Raw genomic sequence first — 21,945 nt, 5'->3', positions numbered from 1 at the left:
GTGTTAGCTAGTTGTCACTCTCTAATCCTGCAAATTGGCGTACTATACTGTATTAAACGACTTATAAGCGCGTTTCAGCTTATATAGGTAAAAACCCAGAAATGTTGTGAAGACATAAGGTGCACATAGTGCAAAAAATTAAAAATAAGACGCCAACTACGTTGTTTTCTTGCTGTTTAATCTGCACAGATGAAGATAACTGAATACCTTCACTATCATGATAAGAGGGCTGGCGGGGTTTGTCAAGCAAGTTTTTTCGTTTCTATGGGTTAGTTGGTACGCGCTTTGCCTTTTAACAGATGTAAAAGCACAATTATTACGAACAACATTCCACCAATAACTGATATAGCTCCACCCGCAATAAAACAAGCACGTGCCAACATTGATGAAATACTTGGCAGATCTGCAACTTTTCTTAAGGCACCATATCCACCAAGCCAAACAAGGCCAGTAATATGGAGAAAATGCCCCACACTGTACGTATAAATCTGTAATCTTACCATGGAACTTTTTACCTCTTTAAAGTTTAATTTAGTTAACAGCCAATAAATGAAATTCATAAAAGCTATTGTGATTCCAACTACAGAACCATGATAATGAGCGGGAATGGTGACATTTCCTTCAATAGTCAGCACTCCAAGCACATCTCCATAAATGAACAATAAAAATGAATGTAATAAATAGTTGCTTTTATCATTAGTAAAAGTCCTGATGTTGCAGCACACTAATATTATCAAAAAGCACGGCAAAACTGCTCCAGCAATTCTCATATGCCAAGTAAAAAACTGTATTAACTTGGCACTATCAACTGGATAAACAAAATATACAAACGGTGCACCTATAGCCAAAATCGTGTTTATAAACAGCGGTAAAATAGTAATTTTATTGCTTGAAGCTAAACTCACATCACTGATTATTAAATACACTAAAAACATTCCTTGAGTAAAAGCAAACTGCAATAAATGTCCGCTTCCCCAAAAGAGATATTCGTAAAACAAATTCTTATCTGAGTGATATAGATCTGGAGGCATATTTTGATATGCTAAAACAAAGCAAAGAAATGATGAAACAAGTATAATAACCAGCCCAATTTGCCCCACAGAGAGAAATGAAACCTCTTTTTTTGATGTGTATGCTAGCATTGCATTTACTAATATACTGGTGGTAAACAAACCAAGACCAAACAAGAATAATTTGTTTTGTAATACGGGAATATAGTTACTTTTGATAACTTCAGTGTTTGGAACGAATGCGGATATAAACATGAGCAGCACCGAAAGGGTTGATAGAACCCATGAAAAGTTAAACCAACTATTGGTATTTTGTAGGTTTATGGTAAAGAGCAGAGATATTATAGAGCACATCCACACCAAAATTGACAAGTTCACGTGTATCACCAGCGCATTATCAAAGATATATTGTGCAGAAGGAACAAGAGAGGAGATAAAAGGCAGTCGTAAAAAAATAACAATTATTGAGAGCAATCCAGAGCAAGCAAGGGCACATACTGCTAAGAATATCCATTTTCTACAGAGTGGAGCGTTATTTTGTATGTTGAGCATGGTCTTTCTTACTTTTAGGTACTATAATACAAGACAGTGTACATTTTTCAAATTGATATGTGTAGTTCAAATGAATGACATTACAACAATATCCTTCATCCTGAAAATGCTGCGTCCATTTCCGTTTTATATAGGGATAGTATTACTGACAGGATTAGTCTGGGCTATCGATATTTCCTTTAATCCATACTTAATAAAAGTCATTATAGATCGTGTTTCAATATCAGATGCAGATAATCTTTTTCGTAATATAGCAACTCCTGCTGTATCCTATGTATTAATATTATTTTTACTTGAGTGCCTTGCTAGATTATACGGTTATTTTTTTGAAATTAAGATGATTCCTAATCTTCGTAAAAACATTTAATATCTTCTTAATCTAATGCTTCAATGTTTCCGACATAGGAAAAGTATCATCTTTATTTTCTATAGAGGAAGGCATACTATTTTGATTATCATCACCATCAATTGGAGTAGTAGGGTGCATTAAAGCAACTTTCATAACTTCATCAATATTCTTAACAAAAACTACGTTGATCCCCTCTTTGATGCTTGCAGGAATCTCTTGCATATCTTTCTCATTTTCACTTGGTATAATCACAGTTTTGATTGATCCTCTGAGCGCTGCAAGCAATTTTTCTCTCAAGCCCCCAATAGCTAAAACTCTACCACGCAATGTCACTTCGCCTGTCATAGCAACATTTTTGTTAACTGGTGTATTTGTCATAAGAGAAACAATAGACGTACATACCGCGCCGCCAGCAGAAGGGCCATCTTTTGGTACAGCACCCTCAGGTACATGCAAATGTATATCATTATTTTGGAATTTTTCGGGCTTTATACCAAAAAACAAACAATTTGATCGAATATAACTATACGCGGCTTTTATAGATTCTTGCATAACCTCTCCAAGCTTTCCTGTGTATTTTATTTCTCCCTTGCCCGGAATTAGGACTGATTCTATCATCAAAATATCACCACCTGTTTCAGTATAGGCAAGCCCAGTTACTACTCCCACTAAACTCTCATTTTCTGCAATACCAAAGGTATATTTACGTACCCCTAAATAATCTTGTAAATTGTCAACCCCTACGGATATTTTCTTATTTTTATCAGTCAATATTTCTTTAACTGCCTTTCTCATGAGCTTTGCAAGCTCCCTTTCCATACTCCGCACACCACTTTCACGTGTATATAAACGTATCAACTTGTATAACGCCTCATTAGTTATGTCCCATTCCTTCTGATACAAACCATGCTCCTTCTTTAACTTCGGAATAAGGTGGTGTGTAGCAATACTGATTTTTTCATCTTCAGTATACCCGGACAATTGTATAATTTCCATCCTATCACGCAAAGGATGTGGCAAATTTAAGCTGTTTGCCGTAGCTACAAACATTACACTTGAAAGATCAAACTCAACTTCCAAGTAATGATCCGTAAAGTGTTTATTGTGCTCAGTATCTAAAACCTCAAGTAATGCAGATGCAGGATCGCCACGCGAATCAGAACCCATCTTATCTATTTCATCAAGCAGAAAAAGCGGGTTGCATGAATTAGCTTTTTTCATATGTTGAATAATTTTACCAGGCATTGAGCCAATATAAGTTTTCCTATGCCCTCGTATCTCGGACTCGTCACGCACACCACCAAGAGCTATGCGAACAAAATCTCTTCCTACTGCTCCTGCCATAGACTTAGCTAAAGAAGTTTTACCAACACCAGGTGGGCCAACCAAGCAAAGTATAGGACCTTTTATCTCTTTTACTCTTTTTAATACTGCTAAAAATTCTATTATCCTATCTTTTACTTTCTCTATGCCATAATGATTTTCATCTAAGATTTTCTTAGCTGCGTTTAATTTAATTTTTGCATCTTTGTGCTTTCCCCACGGCAAATCAAGTAACCAATGCAAGTAACTAGATATAACTGTAGCTTCAGGAGAAATGGGATTCATTTTCTTGTATCTCTTCAAATCAGTTATAGCTTTCTCTCTTGCTTCTTCAGAAAGCTTTGTTTCATTTATCTTTTTTTCAAATTTATTGAGTATATTCCCTTCATCACCATTCTCAAATTCGTCTAATTCTTTCTGTATAGCTTTCAATTGCTCGTTAAGGTAGTAAACTTTCTGAGTGCTTTCAACTTGCGATTTAATTGTCTTATATAAACGGTTTTGTGCGTTCAAAATACTTATTTCTCTCTCAATAAAAGCAAAAGCTTTTTTTAAACGCTCTTTTGGGTCATAAGCCTCAAGTATGCTTTGTTTATCCGATACTTTTATATTTAAATGTGAAGCTACCGTGTCTACAAGTTGATCAACTTCTTTGATTTGATCAATGGGGTTAATGGCAACTTCAGGCTGATTTTTCTTGTTTAGCTTACACCAGCTATCGAACGCGTCTACAACAGATCGCCTTAAAGCTTCTAAATCAATATTGTCTTCATCTTCTTTATAATGATTGTCTAACTCTACCCTGGCTTGTAATAAAGTATGAGAGCTAATATATTCTACAACTCTTCCCCTTCTTATCCCCCGGATTATAACTTTTACTGCATTGTCAGGCAATTTTATTAATGGTTGTATAATGTTTGCTAACACACCTACTTCATAAAGATCTTCAGGCTCTGGATTATCAACAGAGCCTTCTTTCTGTGCTACAAGAAAAATCTCATTTTGGTGACTACTACTACTTGTTGCATATTCTAGTGCATTAACAGATTTTTCTCTGCCTATGAATAAAGGCACCATTATATTTGGAAAAATTACTACATCTCTTAAAGGTAATACTGGCAATGCAGTAAAACTAGAGCTCACAGCACGTTCAATGTTCATAATATATGCCTCAAATTAATCATTAACCGTTATAACATTGCCATTATTATTATGATTAACCGTTGCTTTTCCTAATTCTACCATTTTCTTAGTGATTACTATAGTGCTACCTTCAAAATCTCCGTTTCCAGCTGTATACATAACGTCAAGCAAAAGTGACTCCAAGATAGCACGTAACATTCTTGCCCCTGTTTTATAGCTTATAGCCTTTTTAGCAATAGCTGATATTGCTTCATCTGAAAACTCAAGGTTTACTTTGCTAAACGCAAGCAATGCTTTGTACTGTTTTATTAGTGCATTCCTTGGCTCTGTCAACACATGTATTAAATCTTTATGATCCAACTCATCTAAAACAGCAGTTATTGGAACCCGCCCTACAAACTCGGGTATTAAACCGAATTTGATTAAATCTTCAGGTTGAACATCATGTAAAGCATTCTTTTTCTTTTGCTCTTTAGACTGACTTATATCTGCTCCAAAGCCAACTGACGCTCCCTTTTTTCTCGCTTCAATAATCTTATCGAGGCCTTCAAAAGCTCCTCCACAAATAAATAGTATGTTACTAGTATCCACTTGTATAAACTCTTGTTGTGGGTGTTTTCGCCCTCCTTGTGGCGGAACATAAGCAACTGTACCCTCCATAATCTTAAGCAGAGCTTGCTGGACCCCTTCACCTGAAACATCACGGGTTATTGAAGTGCTTTCAGATTTTCTTGTAATCTTGTCTATTTCATCTATAAACACTATACCACGCTGTGCTTTTGCAACGTCATAATTTGCAGCTTGTAATAAACGCGACAACACGCTTTCTACATCATCACCCACATAACCTGCCTCAGTTAAAGTTGTTGCATCAGCCATAGCAAATGGCACATCTGAAACTTTAGCAAGTGTTTTGGCTAGCAAAGTCTTACCAGAACCAGTGGGACCAATAAGCATTATATTTGACTTCTCGATTTCAATATCACTTATAGCATGAAATTGTACCATGGATTGACAATGGTTATACATCGCTACAGATAAAACGTGTTGCGCGTGTTCTTGACCTACAACATGCTTGCTGAGAAAATTTTTTATATCCTCAGGTTTCTTTAGTAATAGCTTCATATCAGATATACGATCTGAATTAAAAGATCTATCTTTCTTTTGACTTATTGCTTTATGGGATAATTCTATGCACTCATTACAAATAAACACCTTTAAACCATCCGAGGAGTTAGTAATCAATTTATCTACTTCATCTTGCGCCTTGTTGCAAAAAGAACAGTAGTGTAAATCATTGTTGTTATCCATTAACCCACCTTTTGTTTAACTTTAATATTTTCAATTTCAATATCTGTACGCTCAGCTATCACCCTGTCAATTAAGCCAATTTTCCTTGCTTCCTCAGGATCCATGAATTTATCTCTTTCCATCATTCCTTCAATTTTCTTTAGTGAATTTCCAGTATGTTTTTCATAAATTTGATTTAGTTTTTTCTTAACTCGCAAAATTTCATTAGCATGTATTTCTATATCAGTTGCTTGACCATGATAACCACCAGATGGCTGATGTATCATAATTCTTGAATGAGGTAGAGAGTAGCGCTTACCTTTTGTACCAGATGCAAGCAATAAGGAACCCATAGACGCAGCTTGACCTATACATAAAGTTGAAACGTCTGGGTTTATATACTGCATTGTATCGTAGATCGACAAACCAGCAGTTACAACACCACCTGGTGAGTTGATGTACATACAAATGTCTTTATCGGGATTTTCCGATTCTAAAAATAAAAGCTGTGCTACTATTACACTGGCCATGTTGTCCTCAATAGGACCTGTTACGAAAATTATTCTTTCTTTCACTAGTCTTGAATATATGTCATAAGCGCGCTCACCGCGACTAGTTTGTTCAACTACAATTGGTATAAGAGTCATACCTTTTCCTATTAAATATTATCAAATAATTCCTTTAATTCTTTCACAGAAGCAATCTGCTCTTCTTTACTAACTTTTTCTATTATATAATCTGTCACTTTATACTCAAGGGCTTGCCCTCTAACTAATTCTTGAAATTGTTTATTTGATTCAAAATGCTTAAATACTCTGTCAAACGGTACATCCTTACTAACATATTGATTTACAATAACATTTAAAACATCATTTTGAGTTAATGATATTTTATGTTCTGCACTAAATTTCATAAATAACATAGCAAGCTTTACACGTTTTTCAGCTTCTTTACGAGAATCATTTTGAGTACTCAGTTCTCCTTCCATTCTTTGTTGCTCCTGTTTTACTATGTCTGTGGGTAAATCAAAACTATAATTAGCATCCAAATAATCAAATAGCTCCTTTTTAATTAAGAGATTTCTCATTTCGGTGCACTGATCACCAATCATTTTTTTTGCATGACTTATTAGCAAAGAATAATCTTTAAAACCAGTACTCCTAGCTATTTCATCATCATTTTCAAAATCTTTGGCAATTTGAATCTCATTAACTCGCACAGAAAAATCAGCTTCCTGTCCTGCAAGGGAAATGGTTTGGTAATTTTCAGGAAATTTCAACTTAAAGTCCTTTGTTTCTCCCTTTTGCATACCAGTTAATTGATCTTCAAAACCATTAATAAATGTGCCAGACCCTAAATTAACGGCAAAATTTTTGCTACTTCCACCCTGAAAGAGCTTATTCCTAATCCGCCCTTCAAAATCAATTATCAATTTATCCCCATCTTTCGCTTGATAAGAAGCATCATCAACAGAGGCGAAATTGGGGAACTTTGTTTTAATAGAATCAATAAATTCTTTTATATCTTCCTCTTCAATCTTTGCTTCAATTTTCTTTAAGCTTATTTTGTCAAGATCTATCATCGGTACTTCAGGCATCGACTCAAAAGATAGCTTGTATACAAAATTGCCCTCCTCATTTTCTTTGCCCAGATCTGGTAATGATATAACATCAACCTTAGGATAAATGTGAGACTTGACTTCAATTTTTTTCATCAAATCACTTGAGCAATGATCAATTGTATTATTTATCACATATTCCAAAGCTTCGTTTTTATAATTTGCAACAACAAGGTCATAGGGCATCTTTCCAGCCCTAAATCCAGGTGATTTTGCATTTTCTGCTATCTCTTGCAACCTGGAATTTACCTTTTGTTTTATATAATCACTACCAACTGTGATTTCATACTCATACTTTAGTTTATCTATACTAAGCTCTTTGTAGGTGTATACGCTACTTACTTCGACTGTATTTTGAGGTATATTATTAGACATCATAATTCATTTATTAACATTTTAATTCATATCTTAATAGAGTCATTTTACCAGAATTTAAGTTAAACACAATCCTTAAGAACAGGTTTTTATACAAACAAAAGTGTATTTAGTGATTATAAATTTTCCCTTAAAACCTAAGTTACATGACTTTAAAGTGCGGATAGAGGGACTTGAACCCCCACGAGCAAGCTCACCAGGATCTAAACCTGGCACGTCTACCAATTCCGCCATATCCGCAAGAAATTTTCAGTACCCTATTATAGGTATTCCATTAAAAATATTCAAGGTTTAAAGTCTTACTTAATTTATAGTATTTACACAATCAAAAAAGCTTATTAACATTTTTTAATGAAAGCTCTAAATCCTGAAAATCAATAATGAGATTAATAACAAGCTTCTTACTTGCAATTTTCTTGATTACACAAAGTGGTTGCACAACCCTTATAATAGGTGGTGTGGTGGCTACAGCGACAGCAACAGCAATAACAATGCAGGACAAATCCTTGGGAAATATCATTGATGATACGACTATGGTCATCAGAATTAATAAGGGGCTCTTAAAACATGGGCTATTTTCATCCATAAAAGTTAAAGTAAGTGAAGGAAGAGTATTGCTCATTGGAAGTGTTGACACTCCTGAAAAACAACTTACAGCAGAAAAAATAGCTTGGCAGCAAAAAGAAATTAAAGAAGTGATAAATGAAATAAGAGTAATACCAATTCAAATGGCTTCCATGCTAGACACTACTGTAGATGGCATGATAACAGCGGAAATAAGAACAAGACTTCTGGGGAAAAGAAATATTAAATCAATTAATTATAGCGTCAATACGGTTGATAGAGTTGTTTATTTGATGGGTATAGCCCAAAATAAAGCGGAGTTAAAAGCTGTAATATCAATTGCAAGAAAAGTAAAGGGAGTAAAACAAGTTGTAAGTTATGTACGATATAGGTACAGTAAATTACGCCATTAGGCAAAAATCGCCTTCAAATTATAACATTTGTACAGTTGTGACAATAGGTAGAGAACATAAATGAAAGTTGCCTTTCAGATGGATGAAAATATAAATTTTGAAACTGACACTACATTCGTGCTAATAAAGGAAGCACAAAGGAGGGGGCATGAAGTTTTTGTCTATGCTCCTAACAATTTAGCACTAAAGCTAAACCATCCAATTGCTCTGGCTCAGAAAGTCAATGTTGATGATTTTAGTTTTATCTCCAAAAAAGATGTAGCTATCAACTTGAATGAAATGGACATCATATTTATCAGACAGGATCCACCCTTTGATATGCGTTATATTACAACAACATATATCTTAGAAAAAACCAGCGCATTGGTAATTAACAATCCAACAGAAATAAGGAATTGTCCTGAAAAACTGATAACTTCATTATTTCCAGAGCTAATTCCGCCAACTTTGATAACTGAAAATATATCGATGATTAGAGATTTTTACTGCAGTTATAAAGATATTATTCTGAAGCCGTTGTATAGTTATGGAGGAAACGATGTAATAAGAATACGAGATGAAAACAGTATTCAAGTGGTAGTGGATCTCATGATAGCAAAATATGAATGTCCTGTAATTGTGCAATCATTTTGTAAAAACATAGATAAAGATAAAAGAATATTGCTACTTTATGGTCAACCAATTGGAGTAATAAAACGAGTGCCAAAAGTTAGTGGAGAGATCAGAACGAACGTGCGGCTTGGAGCAAGTTTTGAGCCTGCTCGAATGAACGATAGAGATAATGAAATATGCAACAAAATTAGTCCTGAATTAAAGAAAAGGGGACTAATATTTGTTGGTATTGATATTATAGATGACTTCCTGCTCGAAATTAATACTACCTCACCCACTGGGGTAGTTTATATCAATAAATTATATAACACATCGCTAGAAAGAGATCTTTGGGATGTGTTCGAAGAAAAAGCAAGCAGCCATCAACTAAACCTGTGAACAATTACCTTAACAAACTCAGTAGTCCCATTCTTTATCCCTGTTTTTTTTGTATTATTGGTCATATCACGCAATTTTTGAGAACTATTTAATAGATCAAATAGTAACTCTGTTAGATTTTTTTTTGCTTCACTATTCTGCTCAACTATCATAGCTGCTCCTGAATCTTCAATATATTTTGCATTATAAAATTGGTGGTTATCTTTTGAGTCAGGGTAAGGAATGTATATAGCAGCGCGCCTAGCGAGAGTGATCTCTGCTATTGAAGTTGCTCCTGCTCTGCTAATTACCAAGTGAGCATTGGCCAATCTATTTTCCATATCATCAAAAAATTCACTCAATTCACAATCGATCTTTTCATTTTTGTATAGACTCTTGACCTTGTTTATATTTTTCTTCGTACATTGCTGCGTCACTCTAATTTTCTTTTTCATTTTAATAGGTAAATCACAAATTACGCTGCTTACTACATTATCAAAAAAATTTGCACCTTGGCTACCTGCTATGACTAATATGTTTAGGGCTTTCTCAGTACTAGAATGGCTCTGTGCTTTTATATCAATAAAATTTCCTGTAAAAATACATTTATTACCTTCTGCATATTTAGTCTCCGGAAAGCTGGTTGCAATTAATTTTGCACTCTTGAAAAAGAATCTATTTACTCTTCCTAAAACTGTATTTTGTTCATGTAAAATTATAGGTATAGAAAGAACCCTTGCTGCAAGAAGAGTTGGAAAAGAAGCATAGCTACCAAAACCAATTACTAATCTTGGCTTCAATTTTCTGATTTTATATATTGCTAGCACACAACTATACATTAATAAAAGGAAAAACTTAAATTTGTTGCCGCTTGGTCTACGTAATGGTAAAATATAGCTTTCTATGTCGATATTCTTATTTGTTTTTTTATCAGTGAATAATATGCAATTGTATCCTTGTGTCTTTAGTGCTTTTGCTAAGGCTATGGCCGGAAAGATATGCCCGCCTGTGCCACCTGTTGCTAAAATAATATCCATCTGTAAACAATAAATCCTAGATTGTTAACTGTTATTTAACAATTTGCACGTAGAATTTTATTAAGCTTTATGATAGTTGAGTTAAAAATGCCTAAAAGTAATAGTAAAAAAGAACCTAATGAGAAAAATAAATCTCAAGAACAAAGAGAAGGCAGAAGAGGAGGTTTTTTAGAATTGCTAAAAAATATAATAAAAATTCTTTTCAATTCGGTTGTTGACCTACCTGAGCACAAGCAGCATAATAAAATGAAAAGCACTAATCTACAACAAGGTTTGGATACTAAAGGAAAAGGCCCAGAGGATCTTCATCCAAAGGCAAAGCTTGAAGTTAAAGAAGCAGCTAAAGGATTGAAAGAAGAGTTACAGAATTCTGATGCTGGTAATCAATCTATTGAAATTAAAGTGCCTAATCAAACTACTACCCAAGACATTGACAACTCTAAAACGATGGAACGTTAGTTCAACTATTTAACATCTGCAGCAAGCACTGATTCGTGTATCATCTCTGAAATGGTTGGATGAGGAAAAATCGTAGATTTTATGTCGAAGTTTGTTCCTTCTAGTTGCTTTACAAGAGCAAAATTGCTAATTAACTCCGTTACTTCTGCACCTATCATGTGGCTACCCAGAAGTTCGCCTGTCTTTTTGTCTATAATTGTTTTCACTAACCCTTCAGTTTCACTGAGTGCAACAGACTTACCATTAAAGTTAGAGTGAAATTTTCCTATTTTTACATCATACCCACCTTTTATTGCCTGTTCCTCAGTAAGGCCGATGCTCGCTATTTGTGGATGAGAATAAGTGCAATTTGGTATGCATTCTTTTTTTAACGCATGAGCACTTTTACCAGCAATCTTTTCAACGCAGATCACAGCTTCATGGCTCGCTTTATGTGCTAAACATGGTGGGCCAGCTACATCACCTATTGCATACACATTTGATTCACTAGTTTCATACCATTCATTCATTTCAATAAAACCAGAAGGGCTTAATTTAATTTTTGTATTTTCTAAACCTATATTTTCAATATTTGCTTGAATTCCAACCGCAACAATCACCCTATCAAATTCTTTGCTCTCGCCACTACTTAGTAGCACTTGAGCAGAGTCTTTACTTTTAGTAAGAGCTTTTACGCTACTGTTTGTATATATTTTTATCCCCTGTTTTGTGAATATTTCTTCTGCTAGTCCTGAAATGTCTTTATCCTCCAGCGGCAAAATAGTGCTCTTTATCTCTATGATTGTTACATCAACTCCCAGAGTGTTATAGAAACTTGCAAACTCTATTCCAATTGCACCAGACCCTATAATTAATAGCGATTTTGGTAATCTATCTGGAGTCATAGCGTGCTGCGCATTCCATATTAAATTTCCATCTGCCTCTATTCCAGGCAGATTCCGTGCCCTCACTCCTGTTGCTAAAATGATATGCTTGGAAATAATTTCTTGTTCTTCCTTGTCGCCAGCAACTTTTATAGTACTATTGCCTGCAAGTTTACCAAAGCCTTGATGAACTTTGATGTTATTTTTTTTCATCAAATATGCAACGCCACTTGATAATTTATCAACAACGTTTCTTGAGTATTGCACTATTGATTGTATATCAAAACTCGCTCCCTTTACTTCTATACCAAACTCTTTTGATCTTTTTATTAGCCTATAAATCTCAGATGCTCTAAGTAGTGATTTTGTTGGTATACATCCCCAATTTAAGCATATACCGCCTAAATTTTTTTCTTTTTCTACAATTGCAGTTTTAAACCCAAGCTGTGCCGCTCTAATTGCTGCTATATAACCACCAGGACCGCTACCTATAACCGTAATCTCATACTCATTCATCAGTTTTTTTCGTATTCAAAAAGATTATATATAACAGATGGAACTCGTATGATCAATATTCAGGTAGCTGACAACATGGAAACGAAAAAACTTACTTGACAAACTCCGCCAGTTCCCTTATCATGACGTCCAGTACAATGTTGCAAATTAAAAATCTCTCCATCCTGTGCTGGTTCTTCGATTCTAAACGCCACTTCTACCTGGTCATAACCAATCTGAATTCGTTCTACTAATGCTTTAATGATGCCACGCTTAGTTTGCCAATCTAGCTGTTCCAAATTAGATTTTACACTGGAATAAAGACTCTTTATACTGTTGATGATAAGGTTCATTCCCTTCTCTATTGCTTTTTGATCAACTACCTTTTTCTTCTCTTCTTCTATCCCTCTTAAGCGTTCCCTCATTCTTTTCATCGTCTGTTTAAATTCTTCCTCACTTATATATCCTTTATCTCCTACATTTTCTTGACTATAATAGTCTTCCATTAACTTTTCGATGCCTTGTTTTATTTGATTTTCCCTTCTTGCAAACTTCTTATCTGATGATTCATCATTTTTATTTTCTGCAATTCTACGGTGATACTCATTTTTTATTATCTCTGGGTTTTTTAGTAAATTTTTCACCTTTTCCCATATAGCTGTTTCTAACATATCTGTACGGACCAATTTATTAGTACACTTCTCCCTACCATCAGTAATACGTATAGTACTACTACAGCGATAATAGCTAAACTTTTTTCCTTCAACTCCACATTGTGCACCACTATACGCATATCCACAGTTTTGACACACAACTAGACCTTGTAATAGATATTTCTTTTTTCCTCCCTCTCTCTGCATCCTTGCTCTTTTTCTATTTTCATCCAGTTGCTTTTGTACTTTATTAAATAACCCTTCATCAACTATTTTTGGTACTGGTATGTAAATCCAGCTGTCCTCATCTGTGCGACAGATAGAAACCTTTTATTTATTTCTTTCTCTTCTTTCAACCCTCTTTAATTTACCAAACGCTGCTTGTCCTTTATATGCTGGATTTCTTAATACCTTCCAAATTATTATTGGACACCACACCTTCTTTCCAGTTCTTGTTCTAATTGACTTATCTCTTAGTCTACGTATCACTTCCCTTATACTTATTCTCTCTTGCCCTACCCACATGAATATCTGCTTTACTATTTTTGCTTCCTCTTCATTTATTTCAAACTTTGTCTTTTCTCTATCTACATGCTTTATACGATTATAACCAAAAGGTGCAATGCCAATTACACTTACACAGCCTTTTTTTGCTCTATGGAGTTTTCCCCTACGACTACGTTCCATAATCTTTGTACACTCATATTCTGCCACTAATCCTTGCATTCCCAATAACAATTTAGACTCTGGATTATTTTCAGTCTTATGATTTAAGAATATTACTTCTACTCCTGCTTTTTCAAATTCATCAAGTAGTATCATTTGATGTGCAGATTTTCTTGATAGTCGGTCAGGTGAATGAATATAAATTTTATCAATTTGATCTTCTCCTACTTTATCACGTAATGCATCTAAACCTTCACGTTCTAAACTCCACCCACTAAGCCCATCATCCTTAAATTCATACTCATTCAATAACTCATGCTTATCTGCAGCAATTCTATGCTTGAGCTCGGCAATTTGACTCTCTATTGTATTGTTCTGCGCTTGACTCTTCGATGAAACTCTTGCATATAAGGCCACTGTTATCATTTTTCTTTATCTCCTTTTCATTGTTTCTTTTTACCGCATACCTTAGTAACAGCTCATAGGCGTCTGCTAGATGTTGTTCCGCTAATTCATCTGGCTCGTATCGGCAAGTTAATGTTCTTTTTCTCATAGTTTCTCCTGCAAATGTTTTTGTAGTGCAAGGAGCCTTACCACTCCTTTTTTCCATCAATCCATTTACTCTTATGAAAAAGACCAACTTTTATCAGCTACAGCCTTCAAATTTGGTCTAGCCCTTCCTTTACCAACTGCTGTTGCGCTTTCTGATACGACTCTTATTTTTTTAACAAACTTTCCATTTTCTCTGTTTCTTTCTTTAATACCTCGGCTATTTCTTTGCTATTTTTCGCATAATCCATCGCTGTTATTCCAAATTTATCTGCTTGCTCTATTTCAGCCCCTGCTTTTACTAGCTCCTCCACTATTTCTTTTTCTCCTACCATACATGCAAGATGCAGCGGAGTGCATTTATTGCCATACTCTTCAGCATTTACATTCCCTCCTGATTTTATCAATTCCCTAACTGTTTCTAGACGTTTCTCCGTTATCGCTAGATGCAGTGCTGTATGTCCTCTTACATCTGCTGCATTCACATCTACTCCTTTTTCAATTAATAACCTCACTGTTTTTACCTCTACTGCATAATGTAGAGCTGTTCTTCCTTTTTCGTCTCTTTCATAAATATTTTTAAACGAGTTCTCTAATAGTGACTCCTCTTTTTTACCCAGCTTTACCATAACTTACCCCACCTTTTCTTTAAACCTAAGCCTTCCTTTTTACCACCTCATCTATCATTGCATTCACTTGGCTGATTATCTTGCTTGCTAAATTTTGACATTCTTTCTTTATTAGCGATTTGTCTCTCTTCCTTATTTCTCCTATCTCTATTATTTTTAGCTCCGGCATGTAGCTTCCATTCAACATGTCTGCTATTTCTCCCACTAGCCCCTCTATTCCATAGCACGTCAGTTCTCTACTTTTTGTTATTCCTCCTTTTTCTCTCAAAAATTTACTTGCCTTTTCACTCTCTTTGCTATCACATAATAGATGGGGAAAGAGTTACTCTTGAGTCAGGAAAAATTTATCTGCGTGGTGCAATTAGAGATGTAGAAAAAGCAGAGCTAATTATTTCTGTCAATACTACAGTCCGTATTGGTGTTTGGTACGTTGAATCTACAATTACCGAACTTGAAGATCCATCTCTTCGTGACCCCGCTGTTGGCACAAGGAATTACCAAGAAGTGGGAGCAGCAAGAACTAAAATTACTATTACCTGGGATTATCAAGCAGAAGGAGTAACTACAAGTTTCAAGAATGGAGAATTTTACCCTATTTACAATGTGGAAAACGGCGTATTAATTCAGCATGCGCCACCACCACAAGCAAATGCAGTAAATACTGCCCTTGCTCGTTATGACCGTGAAGCAAATGGTTCATATGTAGTAAATGGCCTTGGTGTAATGTTCTTACAAAAAGAAGAAAGAGACAGCAAAGTACAGCAAATCTTTGTAGTCAATGAAGGTAAAGCTCATGTGGAAGGTTATGAGATTGAACTGCCACATAGTATGCGTATACGTTTTGACGAAGATCCAGACATTAAGCAAGTTGAATCAGAGCCTCATACTTTTCAGCCAAGTAATAAAGAAGTAATGGAGTTGAAGCTGAGTGATACACCGGTTACAGAGATTACTAAGATAGATATTACTGTCCAAAAAACTGTTACCTTAACTCATGGGTCATATTCAGGAACAGTTGATCCAATACCTGACTCTGCAATACTTGAAATCATTCAAGTTAAGCAAGGAAGTACTATCTATGTAAAAGGTACAGATTATCGCTTGGACTCAGGAAAGATTGATTGGAGTCCACCAGGTGGAGAGCCAGCACCTGGTAGCAGCTATAAAGTAACTTACCGTGCACGTACTCGCGTTACTGCACAAAACAAAAGTGAAAAAGGGTGTAAAATTTCAGGTGCTGTGGATGGAACATTGGTATTGGTTGATTATAGCTGGAAAATGCCTCGTTATGACCTGATTACCATTGATATGGGTGGAGTAGTGCATCGTATAAAAGGCATAGCCCACCCTTGGCGACCATCAATTCCAAAGGCACCTGCAGGGCAGCTTGCACTGAGCTATGTTTATCAGCAGTGGAAAGATCAAGAAAATCCAAGTGTTATCAACAATGCTATTCATGTAGTACCAATGAGTGATCTGGAAGCTATGCGAAGTAGTATAAGTAACCTTTGCACTGGTTGCACAAGAACGTTTGCGCAATGATGCAAGCTTTAGAGAACCAACAGCTAAAAAAGGAGTATTTGTTGATCCATTTTTTGACGATGATATGCGTGATCAGGGTATTTCTCAAACTGCAGCAATTGTTGACATGGAATTAACTTTGCCAATTAAAGTCACGGTAGCAGATGTTGGTAAAGGTACAGAACCTTGGGTTTTGCCGTACGAGCTTGAGCCAATCTTGGAACAACCTTTGCAAACCATGGAAATGAAAATCAATCCTTACCAAGCTTTTGCACCAGTACCTGCAAAAGTTACTATTAGCCTCAATATAGACCGTTGGACAGAGCTGAAAACTAATTGGTCAAGTCCGGTAACCAGAAGATTTAGCGTTACATCGAGTCCAATCACCAAAGAAGTAATACTTGGAGCATCCAATGAGCAATCACGTTCTACGCAAAGTGTGCTAATTGGTACGGAAACAAGTGAGACTATGGAACTCTTAAACAGCAGGAGTAATGAAATTGCCTTTATGAGAGAAATAACACAAAACTTTGAAATTGAAGGATTTTCTCCAGGAGAAGAGCTGAAGGAATTAAAATTCGATGGCATTCCTATTACACCTATAGCCTAAATTTTAGAGAAGAAAAATATGTTAAAAGCTAACAATCAAGGAAAATTGGAAGGAAAATTTACTGTACCAAGCAGTGTTCCAGCAGGAACGAAGTTGGTACAATTTTTTGGTAGCCAAGGTAGTTATGGTGAAGCAACTTATACTGGTCGTGGAGTAATTACTACTGAAGAGAGAAGACGCGTTACAGTGATCACTGATATCAGACGCGATGAAACAACAGTAGTGTCTCAGCGCTATGACCCTTTAGCACAAACTTTTACTTTAAATGAAAGTAGGCATATTGCAGGCGTAGATTTGTGGTTTACAAATAAGGGTGAAAAACGTGTTGTTGCGCAGATTCGAGAAACAAGTGTTGGCATGCCAACTCAAATGGTAATTGCAGAAGGTTATATATTACCTACTGATATCAATACTAATGGTACTGCAATACGTATAACTTGGTCACCAGTTTGGTGTGAAGCAGGACAAGAATATGCTTTGGTCTTACTTACTGATGATGCAAACACTGCAGTGAAGATAGCAGAACTTGGCAAGCATGACAGTGTAAACAATCGTTGGGTAACAAGTCAGCCTTATCAAGTAGGGGTACTGCTTTCATCAAGCAATGCAAGTACTTGGACGCCACATCAAAATCGTGATTTAACTTTCAGGCTCTTAGCAGCAAAATTTACTGAGGTTTTCCACGTTTTTGATCTTGGAAAAGTTACGGCAAATAATACATCAGATTTAATCGCATTGGCCAATATTGATCTAGTGTCTTCTGATACCAATGTTGAGCTTACATTAGTTGAAGTTGGTAAAAAACAAGAACATAGTTTATCTGATAATTTACCAATAGCACTGCGGTCCAGGTTAAATGGAGAGTTGGTAGTTAAAGCAACACTACGTGGATCAGAGAAAAGAAGTCCAGTTTTTTACCCTGGGCTGCAACTGATTCTTGGTGAAATTGCAGAGAATGCAGATTATGTGACGAGAAGCATTCCTGCAGGATCTAATACTAAAGTAACAATTACTTATGAAGCTTCGATTCCTGGTACTGCGGATATTAAAACTTATGTACAGCAGAGTAACAGTGAATGGCAATTGGTTGATTTAACAATAGGTAAACCTGCGGGTGACAGCTGGGTAGAGCGTACTCATGTGCTGACAAGTTTTAATGCTAATGAAACAAGAATAAAGTTATCTCTCTCTGGCACGGTGGAATACCGTCCTAAAGTTAGAGCTTTAAGAGTAGTAATATCCTAAGAAATGAAAAAAGATAAAACTGAAAGGGGATATTTATTGCCTCATCCAGATAACATCGCTGTTCAGGATGTGGTGCGTATTCGCAAAACCATTGAGCAAATAGATGTAGATATTTCATCAAGGAATACCGAACATACAGAGCTTAAAAGCGCATTTGAGCGTTTTAGTTTTGAAACTTTTTTAAATTTATGGGGTAAAAATAGATGACAATTGCAGAAGAAGTAATTAACGCATTGAGTAAGAGGTTAAGGGAGCTATCAGTAGATGCTACACCTGAAGAAATAGCGTATCTTGCTAAAACATTAGAATCAGTTGCAGGAAAAAGTACGGTTCTTGATATCATAAACATGACTGATGAAAAGCTTAAAGAACTTTTGGATGCAGTAACAAAACATTTAAATGATCTAAATACTAACAAAGCGAGTTCTTTGTCAGCAATAACAGAAGCTAAGGAAAAGTCTTTGGAAGCAATTGATACACTTAAAACTAGCGCTCTGGGTGATTTAAAGACCTCAGCAGAATCACATATGTCGCTACTTGATACAAGAAAAGATACTAATATCGCTGAAATAGAGAGCACAGGCAAAGAACAACTTTCTGCGTTAAAAGGACTGGTAAGTGACTTTGAAGCTACTTTTGACCCAAGGGTATTAAAAGAAGTCTAAGCAATAGGGATTTGGAGACCTGGTTGAGTGACGCTAATAACCAAGAAAAGTTCAATAAGATGCTCAGTAATTCTAATTCAATACTGACAATAATAGCCAATCCTGAATGGTTGACTGCTATAGCAGCTTCTCCAACAGCTATGAATGTGATAGCATCTTCCTCAGTAGCAAGAGATATAGTAAGAAACTCAACTACGGCAATGAGTATAGTGAACAATAATTCGATGGCGATTGCGAACCTTGTTAGTGGACTTGTTGGGCTTAACGTGGCGGATCATGCTGATATGAATGCAGTAGCAGCTTCTTCAGCAGCTATGAATGCAATAGTAGGTAGTGCAGTAGCATTAAGCTCTATTGTTAAGTCAGAGTTAGCATGTAGAGCAATAGAAGCTAATATTCAAAGTCACAGGTTAAAAGTGATAGAAACTTTAAATTCCTCATCTTTATTCCGCAAGGAATCTGCAGTACAATTGCTAGTTAATAAAGATTCAGGTTATAGCGCAAATCGTAACACTCGTACAGCTGAAAAAAGAGGGGAGCGTAGTTTTACCATTTATGTTCCAACTACTTACTATGGTGATAGCACATATGGTGCAGATTTAATAGTGGAATCGTTGCTTACAGGAAAGCAACTTTCCACACTTTATAATAAAGGCTCTAAAACAACTACTGCTTCTGGTATTGCTCTGCAAGGCGTTCAGTTAATAGTTGTAGGCAAGTATGGTTACGTAAATTTTGATGTCTATATTGCCACATAAAGCTAGAGTTGAAAAGTAACAAACAAATTTAGAAGGAGTAAAAATGACCATTGCCAAAGAAGTAGTTTATGCATTGCATCAGAGACTGAAAGAATTGGCTGTAGATGCTACACCTGACAAGATAGCGTATCTTGCCAAAGCATTAGAATCTATAGCTGGTCAGAGTACAGTACTTGATATTGTACAAATGACTGATGCAAAATTAAAAGAACTTTTAGATGCAGCAACAAAACATTTAAAGGCCCTTAATGACAATAAAACAAGTTCATTATCTACAATAACCACAGCAAAAACAGAATCTGTAGATGAAATAAACACACTTAAGACTGAATCTTTAAAAGCTCTAAAAATCTCATCAGACTCACATATATCACTACTTGATACGAGAAAAGATGCCAATATTGCTGCAATTGATAGTGCTAGTGATCTTGGTAACATAAAAAACACACTTAAAGCTATTAATGATCTTCCAGAAGGTTCTTCGATAATGAAGGAAATACAACCACGAGCTGTTATTCAGTCTGGATCGTTGCCGTTTTTGTTTGGAATCTTAAGCAGATATAATGATAATTGGGGTGATGGAAATTTTTCCAGTGAGTTAGGAGCATCGAACAAGGAAAAATCTTGTTAAACCTGAAAGAAACTATTTTATCCAGTGCTATAACAATTTTTAAATATAATTTATTAAGAAGTATTTTTGCAGTTATAACCGGACGCTCAATGGTGCTAGAGTGCCCGTTTGGGAGCATGGTTTTGGAGGAACGGTTAAACCACTGATGGAGTCTATTACGACTACCTCGATTAGAAGATTGTATAATCTAACCGTCCCAAGCTTAAATACTTCTTCATTATAAGTTATAGGAGGTCAATTACAATGACAAAAAGTAAATTAGAGGTAATGAATCCTGATGCAGCAGGGATAGATGTTGGTTCGGCTGTACATTATGTATGTATACCCGAGAGAAGAGATGAGCAACGTGTTCAAAAATTTGGCTGCTTCACTGAAGACCTTCATAATTTAGCAAGGTGGTTAAAAAAGTGTAAAGTTACAACCGTAGCGATGGAATCAACTGGTGTATATTGGATTCCTTTGTTTCAAATACTGGAATCTTACGGTTTTGAAGTTAAGTTGGTAAATGCGCGACATGTAAAAAATGTACCTGGGAGAAAGTCAGATGTTCAGGACTGTCAGTGGTTACAACAACTACATAGTTATGGATTACTCCAAGGGTCATTTAGGCCAGATAGCCAGATATGTGTATTGCGTAGTTACGTGCGACAACGTAAGAACCTCACTGAAAGTGCATCTACACATGTTCTGCGTATGCAGAAGGCATTAATTCAAATGAATATACAACTGCATAGAGTTATAAGAGATATAACAGGAGTAACTGGTATGAAAATTATCAAGGCTATAATTAAAGGCGAAAGAGATTCTGGGAAATTGGCTCAATTCAGGGATGCACGAATAAAAAATGATCAGTCTACTATAGCAAAAGCGTTAGCTGGCGATTATAGAGAGGAACATGTATTCACGCTAAAGCAAGAATTTGAACTATATAATATTTATCAAGAAAAAATAGCAGAATGTGATAGAAATATTGAGGTCTATTACAAAACGTTTGAAACAAAATCTAACGAAAGTAAACAGTTGAGTAAGGAAAAGAATAAGCACAGAAAAAGTAAGCCTGACTTTGCTTTGCACGAGGAACTGCACCGAATAACTGGTATGGATTTTACTAAAGTTCCAGGGCTTGATATACTAAGTATACAGACTATAATTTCAGAAACTGGTATAAACCATAATAAATGGTCAACAGAAAAACACTTTTCATCGTGGTTAGGACTCAGCCCTGCCAATAAAATTACAGGAGAAAAAGTGTTTAGCACAAGAACGCGTAAAGTCATTAATCGTGCTGCGAATGCATTTCGAATGGCTGCTAATTCTGTAGGAAATAGTAAAAGTTCATTGGGTGCATACTACAGGAGATTAAAAAAACGATTAGGAGCACCAAAAGCAATAACAGCTACTGCAAGAAAAATAGCATGCATATTTTATAGTATGCTCAAATACGGACAAGAATATGTAGAAAAAGGAATGGAATACTATGAAACACGATATAAGGAGAGAGCTGTAAAAAATTTGATCAAAAAGGCACGAGAATTTGGCTATACTTTAGTGCAACAAG

Annotated in this window: 20 protein-coding genes, 1 tRNA gene and 2 pseudogenes; 11 read left to right on the top strand and 12 right to left on the bottom strand. The window is 35.7% G+C overall.

The genetic code is table 11. The features are described 5' to 3' along the window. Nucleotides 1–269 precede the first annotated feature (269 nt). Complete coding sequence (locus OZD67_RS03275; RefSeq protein WP_182182967.1) at nt 270–1,562, bottom strand: cbb3-type cytochrome c oxidase subunit I; 1,293 nt, start codon at nt 1,560–1,562, stop codon at nt 270–272. A 70-nt stretch (nt 1,563–1,632) separates the two neighbouring features. Between OZD67_RS03275 and OZD67_RS03270 the strand changes: the two genes are divergently transcribed. Next, on the top strand, nt 1,633–1,929 hold the full coding sequence (locus OZD67_RS03270) for a hypothetical protein (protein WP_182182965.1): 297 nt from the start codon (nt 1,633–1,635) through the stop codon (nt 1,927–1,929). A gap of 12 nt (nt 1,930–1,941) precedes the next feature. Here the strand turns inward: OZD67_RS03270 and lon are convergent, their stop codons facing one another. The 5 genes from lon to OZD67_RS03245 all read right to left on the bottom strand — a co-directional run bounded on the left by lon (nt 1,942) and on the right by OZD67_RS03245 (nt 7,900). Beyond that, nucleotides 1,942–4,395, bottom strand: coding sequence for an endopeptidase La (gene lon, locus OZD67_RS03265; RefSeq protein WP_182182963.1), 2,454 nt, complete (start codon nt 4,393–4,395; stop codon nt 1,942–1,944). Nucleotides 4,396–4,410: 15 nt separating this feature from the next. Beyond that, nucleotides 4,411–5,688, bottom strand: coding sequence for an ATP-dependent Clp protease ATP-binding subunit ClpX (gene clpX / locus OZD67_RS03260; RefSeq protein ID WP_182182962.1), 1,278 nt, complete (start codon nt 5,686–5,688; stop codon nt 4,411–4,413). Beyond that, nucleotides 5,688–6,314: an ATP-dependent Clp endopeptidase proteolytic subunit ClpP gene (gene clpP / locus OZD67_RS03255; RefSeq protein WP_164225183.1), complete on the bottom strand. Its 627-nt coding sequence runs from the start codon at nt 6,312–6,314 to the stop codon at nt 5,688–5,690. Before clpP ends, clpX begins: the two co-directional genes overlap by 1 nt. A gap of 11 nt (nt 6,315–6,325) precedes the next feature. Further along, complete coding sequence (tig, locus tag OZD67_RS03250; protein WP_182184170.1) at nt 6,326–7,660, bottom strand: trigger factor; 1,335 nt, start codon at nt 7,658–7,660, stop codon at nt 6,326–6,328. 158 nt (nt 7,661–7,818) lie between these two features. Further along, nucleotides 7,819–7,900: transfer RNA gene (locus OZD67_RS03245), tRNA-Leu, on the bottom strand. Nucleotides 7,901–8,040: 140 nt separating this feature from the next. Here OZD67_RS03245 and OZD67_RS03240 point away from each other — a divergent pair. Both OZD67_RS03240 and gshB read left to right on the top strand, forming a co-directional pair. Beyond that, complete coding sequence (locus tag OZD67_RS03240) at nt 8,041–8,637, top strand: BON domain-containing protein (protein ID WP_065094776.1); 597 nt, start codon at nt 8,041–8,043, stop codon at nt 8,635–8,637. Between the two features lie 60 nt (nt 8,638–8,697). Beyond that, entirely contained in the window at nt 8,698–9,627 is a 930-nt protein-coding gene (gshB, locus tag OZD67_RS03235) for a glutathione synthase (RefSeq protein WP_182182960.1), read from the top strand. Here gshB and murG read toward each other — a convergent pair. Then, nucleotides 9,612–10,643 (bottom strand): undecaprenyldiphospho-muramoylpentapeptide beta-N-acetylglucosaminyltransferase, encoded by a 1,032-nt coding sequence (gene murG / locus OZD67_RS03230; RefSeq protein WP_182182958.1) that lies wholly within the window; start codon nt 10,641–10,643, stop codon nt 9,612–9,614. The genes gshB and murG overlap by 16 nt on opposite strands. 69 nt (nt 10,644–10,712) lie before the next feature. Between murG and OZD67_RS03225 the strand changes: the two genes are divergently transcribed. After that, nucleotides 10,713–11,102 (top strand): hypothetical protein, encoded by a 390-nt coding sequence (locus tag OZD67_RS03225; protein ID WP_182182957.1) that lies wholly within the window; start codon nt 10,713–10,715, stop codon nt 11,100–11,102. 5 nt (nt 11,103–11,107) lie between these two features. On the opposite strand, the gene lpdA is transcribed toward OZD67_RS03225, so the two are convergent. The 5 genes and pseudogenes from lpdA to OZD67_RS03200 form a co-directional block, all read right to left on the bottom strand. Beyond that, entirely contained in the window at nt 11,108–12,481 is a 1,374-nt protein-coding gene (lpdA, locus tag OZD67_RS03220; RefSeq protein WP_182182955.1) for a dihydrolipoyl dehydrogenase, read from the bottom strand. 59 nt (nt 12,482–12,540) lie between these two features. After that, complete coding sequence (locus OZD67_RS03215; protein WP_259346607.1) at nt 12,541–13,320, bottom strand: recombinase zinc ribbon domain-containing protein; 780 nt, start codon at nt 13,318–13,320, stop codon at nt 12,541–12,543. Between the two features lie 123 nt (nt 13,321–13,443). Then, nucleotides 13,444–14,205: a recombinase family protein gene (locus OZD67_RS03210; protein WP_259346606.1), complete on the bottom strand. Its 762-nt coding sequence runs from the start codon at nt 14,203–14,205 to the stop codon at nt 13,444–13,446. 290 nt (nt 14,206–14,495) lie between these two features. Next, nucleotides 14,496–14,957 (bottom strand): ankyrin repeat domain-containing protein, encoded by a 462-nt coding sequence (locus tag OZD67_RS03205; RefSeq protein ID WP_182182953.1) that lies wholly within the window; start codon nt 14,955–14,957, stop codon nt 14,496–14,498. Between the two features lie 25 nt (nt 14,958–14,982). Next, nucleotides 14,983–15,264, bottom strand: a pseudogene (locus OZD67_RS03200) (ankyrin repeat domain-containing protein); the annotation flags it as partial. Between OZD67_RS03200 and OZD67_RS06450 the strand changes: the two are divergent. The 7 genes and pseudogenes from OZD67_RS06450 to OZD67_RS03165 all read left to right on the top strand — a co-directional run. Next, nucleotides 15,261–17,088, top strand: a pseudogene (locus tag OZD67_RS06450) (DUF4815 domain-containing protein); the annotation flags it as partial. The pseudogenes OZD67_RS03200 and OZD67_RS06450 sit on opposite strands and share 4 nt — an antisense overlap. Nucleotides 17,089–17,106: 18 nt before the next feature. Next, nucleotides 17,107–18,333 (top strand): hypothetical protein, encoded by a 1,227-nt coding sequence (locus OZD67_RS03190; RefSeq protein WP_182182951.1) that lies wholly within the window; start codon nt 17,107–17,109, stop codon nt 18,331–18,333. A 3-nt stretch (nt 18,334–18,336) separates the two neighbouring features. After that, complete coding sequence (locus OZD67_RS03185) at nt 18,337–18,540, top strand: hypothetical protein (RefSeq protein WP_182182950.1); 204 nt, start codon at nt 18,337–18,339, stop codon at nt 18,538–18,540. Further along, nucleotides 18,537–18,998, top strand: a complete 462-nt coding sequence (locus OZD67_RS03180) for a hypothetical protein (protein ID WP_182182948.1) — start codon at nt 18,537–18,539, stop codon at nt 18,996–18,998. Before OZD67_RS03185 ends, OZD67_RS03180 begins: the two co-directional genes overlap by 4 nt. Nucleotides 18,999–19,021: 23 nt before the next feature. Next, nucleotides 19,022–19,756, top strand: a complete 735-nt coding sequence (locus OZD67_RS03175) for a hypothetical protein (protein ID WP_274999709.1) — start codon at nt 19,022–19,024, stop codon at nt 19,754–19,756. A gap of 43 nt (nt 19,757–19,799) precedes the next feature. After that, the gene (locus OZD67_RS03170; protein WP_182182945.1) at nt 19,800–20,387 is read left to right on the top strand and encodes a hypothetical protein; all 588 of its coding nucleotides are present in this window, start codon (nt 19,800–19,802) and stop codon (nt 20,385–20,387) included. A 237-nt stretch (nt 20,388–20,624) separates the two neighbouring features. Beyond that, nucleotides 20,625–21,945, top strand: a 1,321-nt coding sequence (locus tag OZD67_RS03165) for an IS110 family RNA-guided transposase (protein ID WP_274999611.1), incomplete at its 3' end; no start/stop codon positions are given.

The organism is Wolbachia endosymbiont of Drosophila nikananu (assembly GCF_028981865.1).
Taxonomy (GTDB): Bacteria; Pseudomonadota; Alphaproteobacteria; order Rickettsiales; family Anaplasmataceae; genus Wolbachia; species Wolbachia pipientis_B.
The sequence above is the reverse complement of the archived record's forward strand: the minus strand, read 5'-3'. Positions and strand labels throughout refer to the sequence as shown.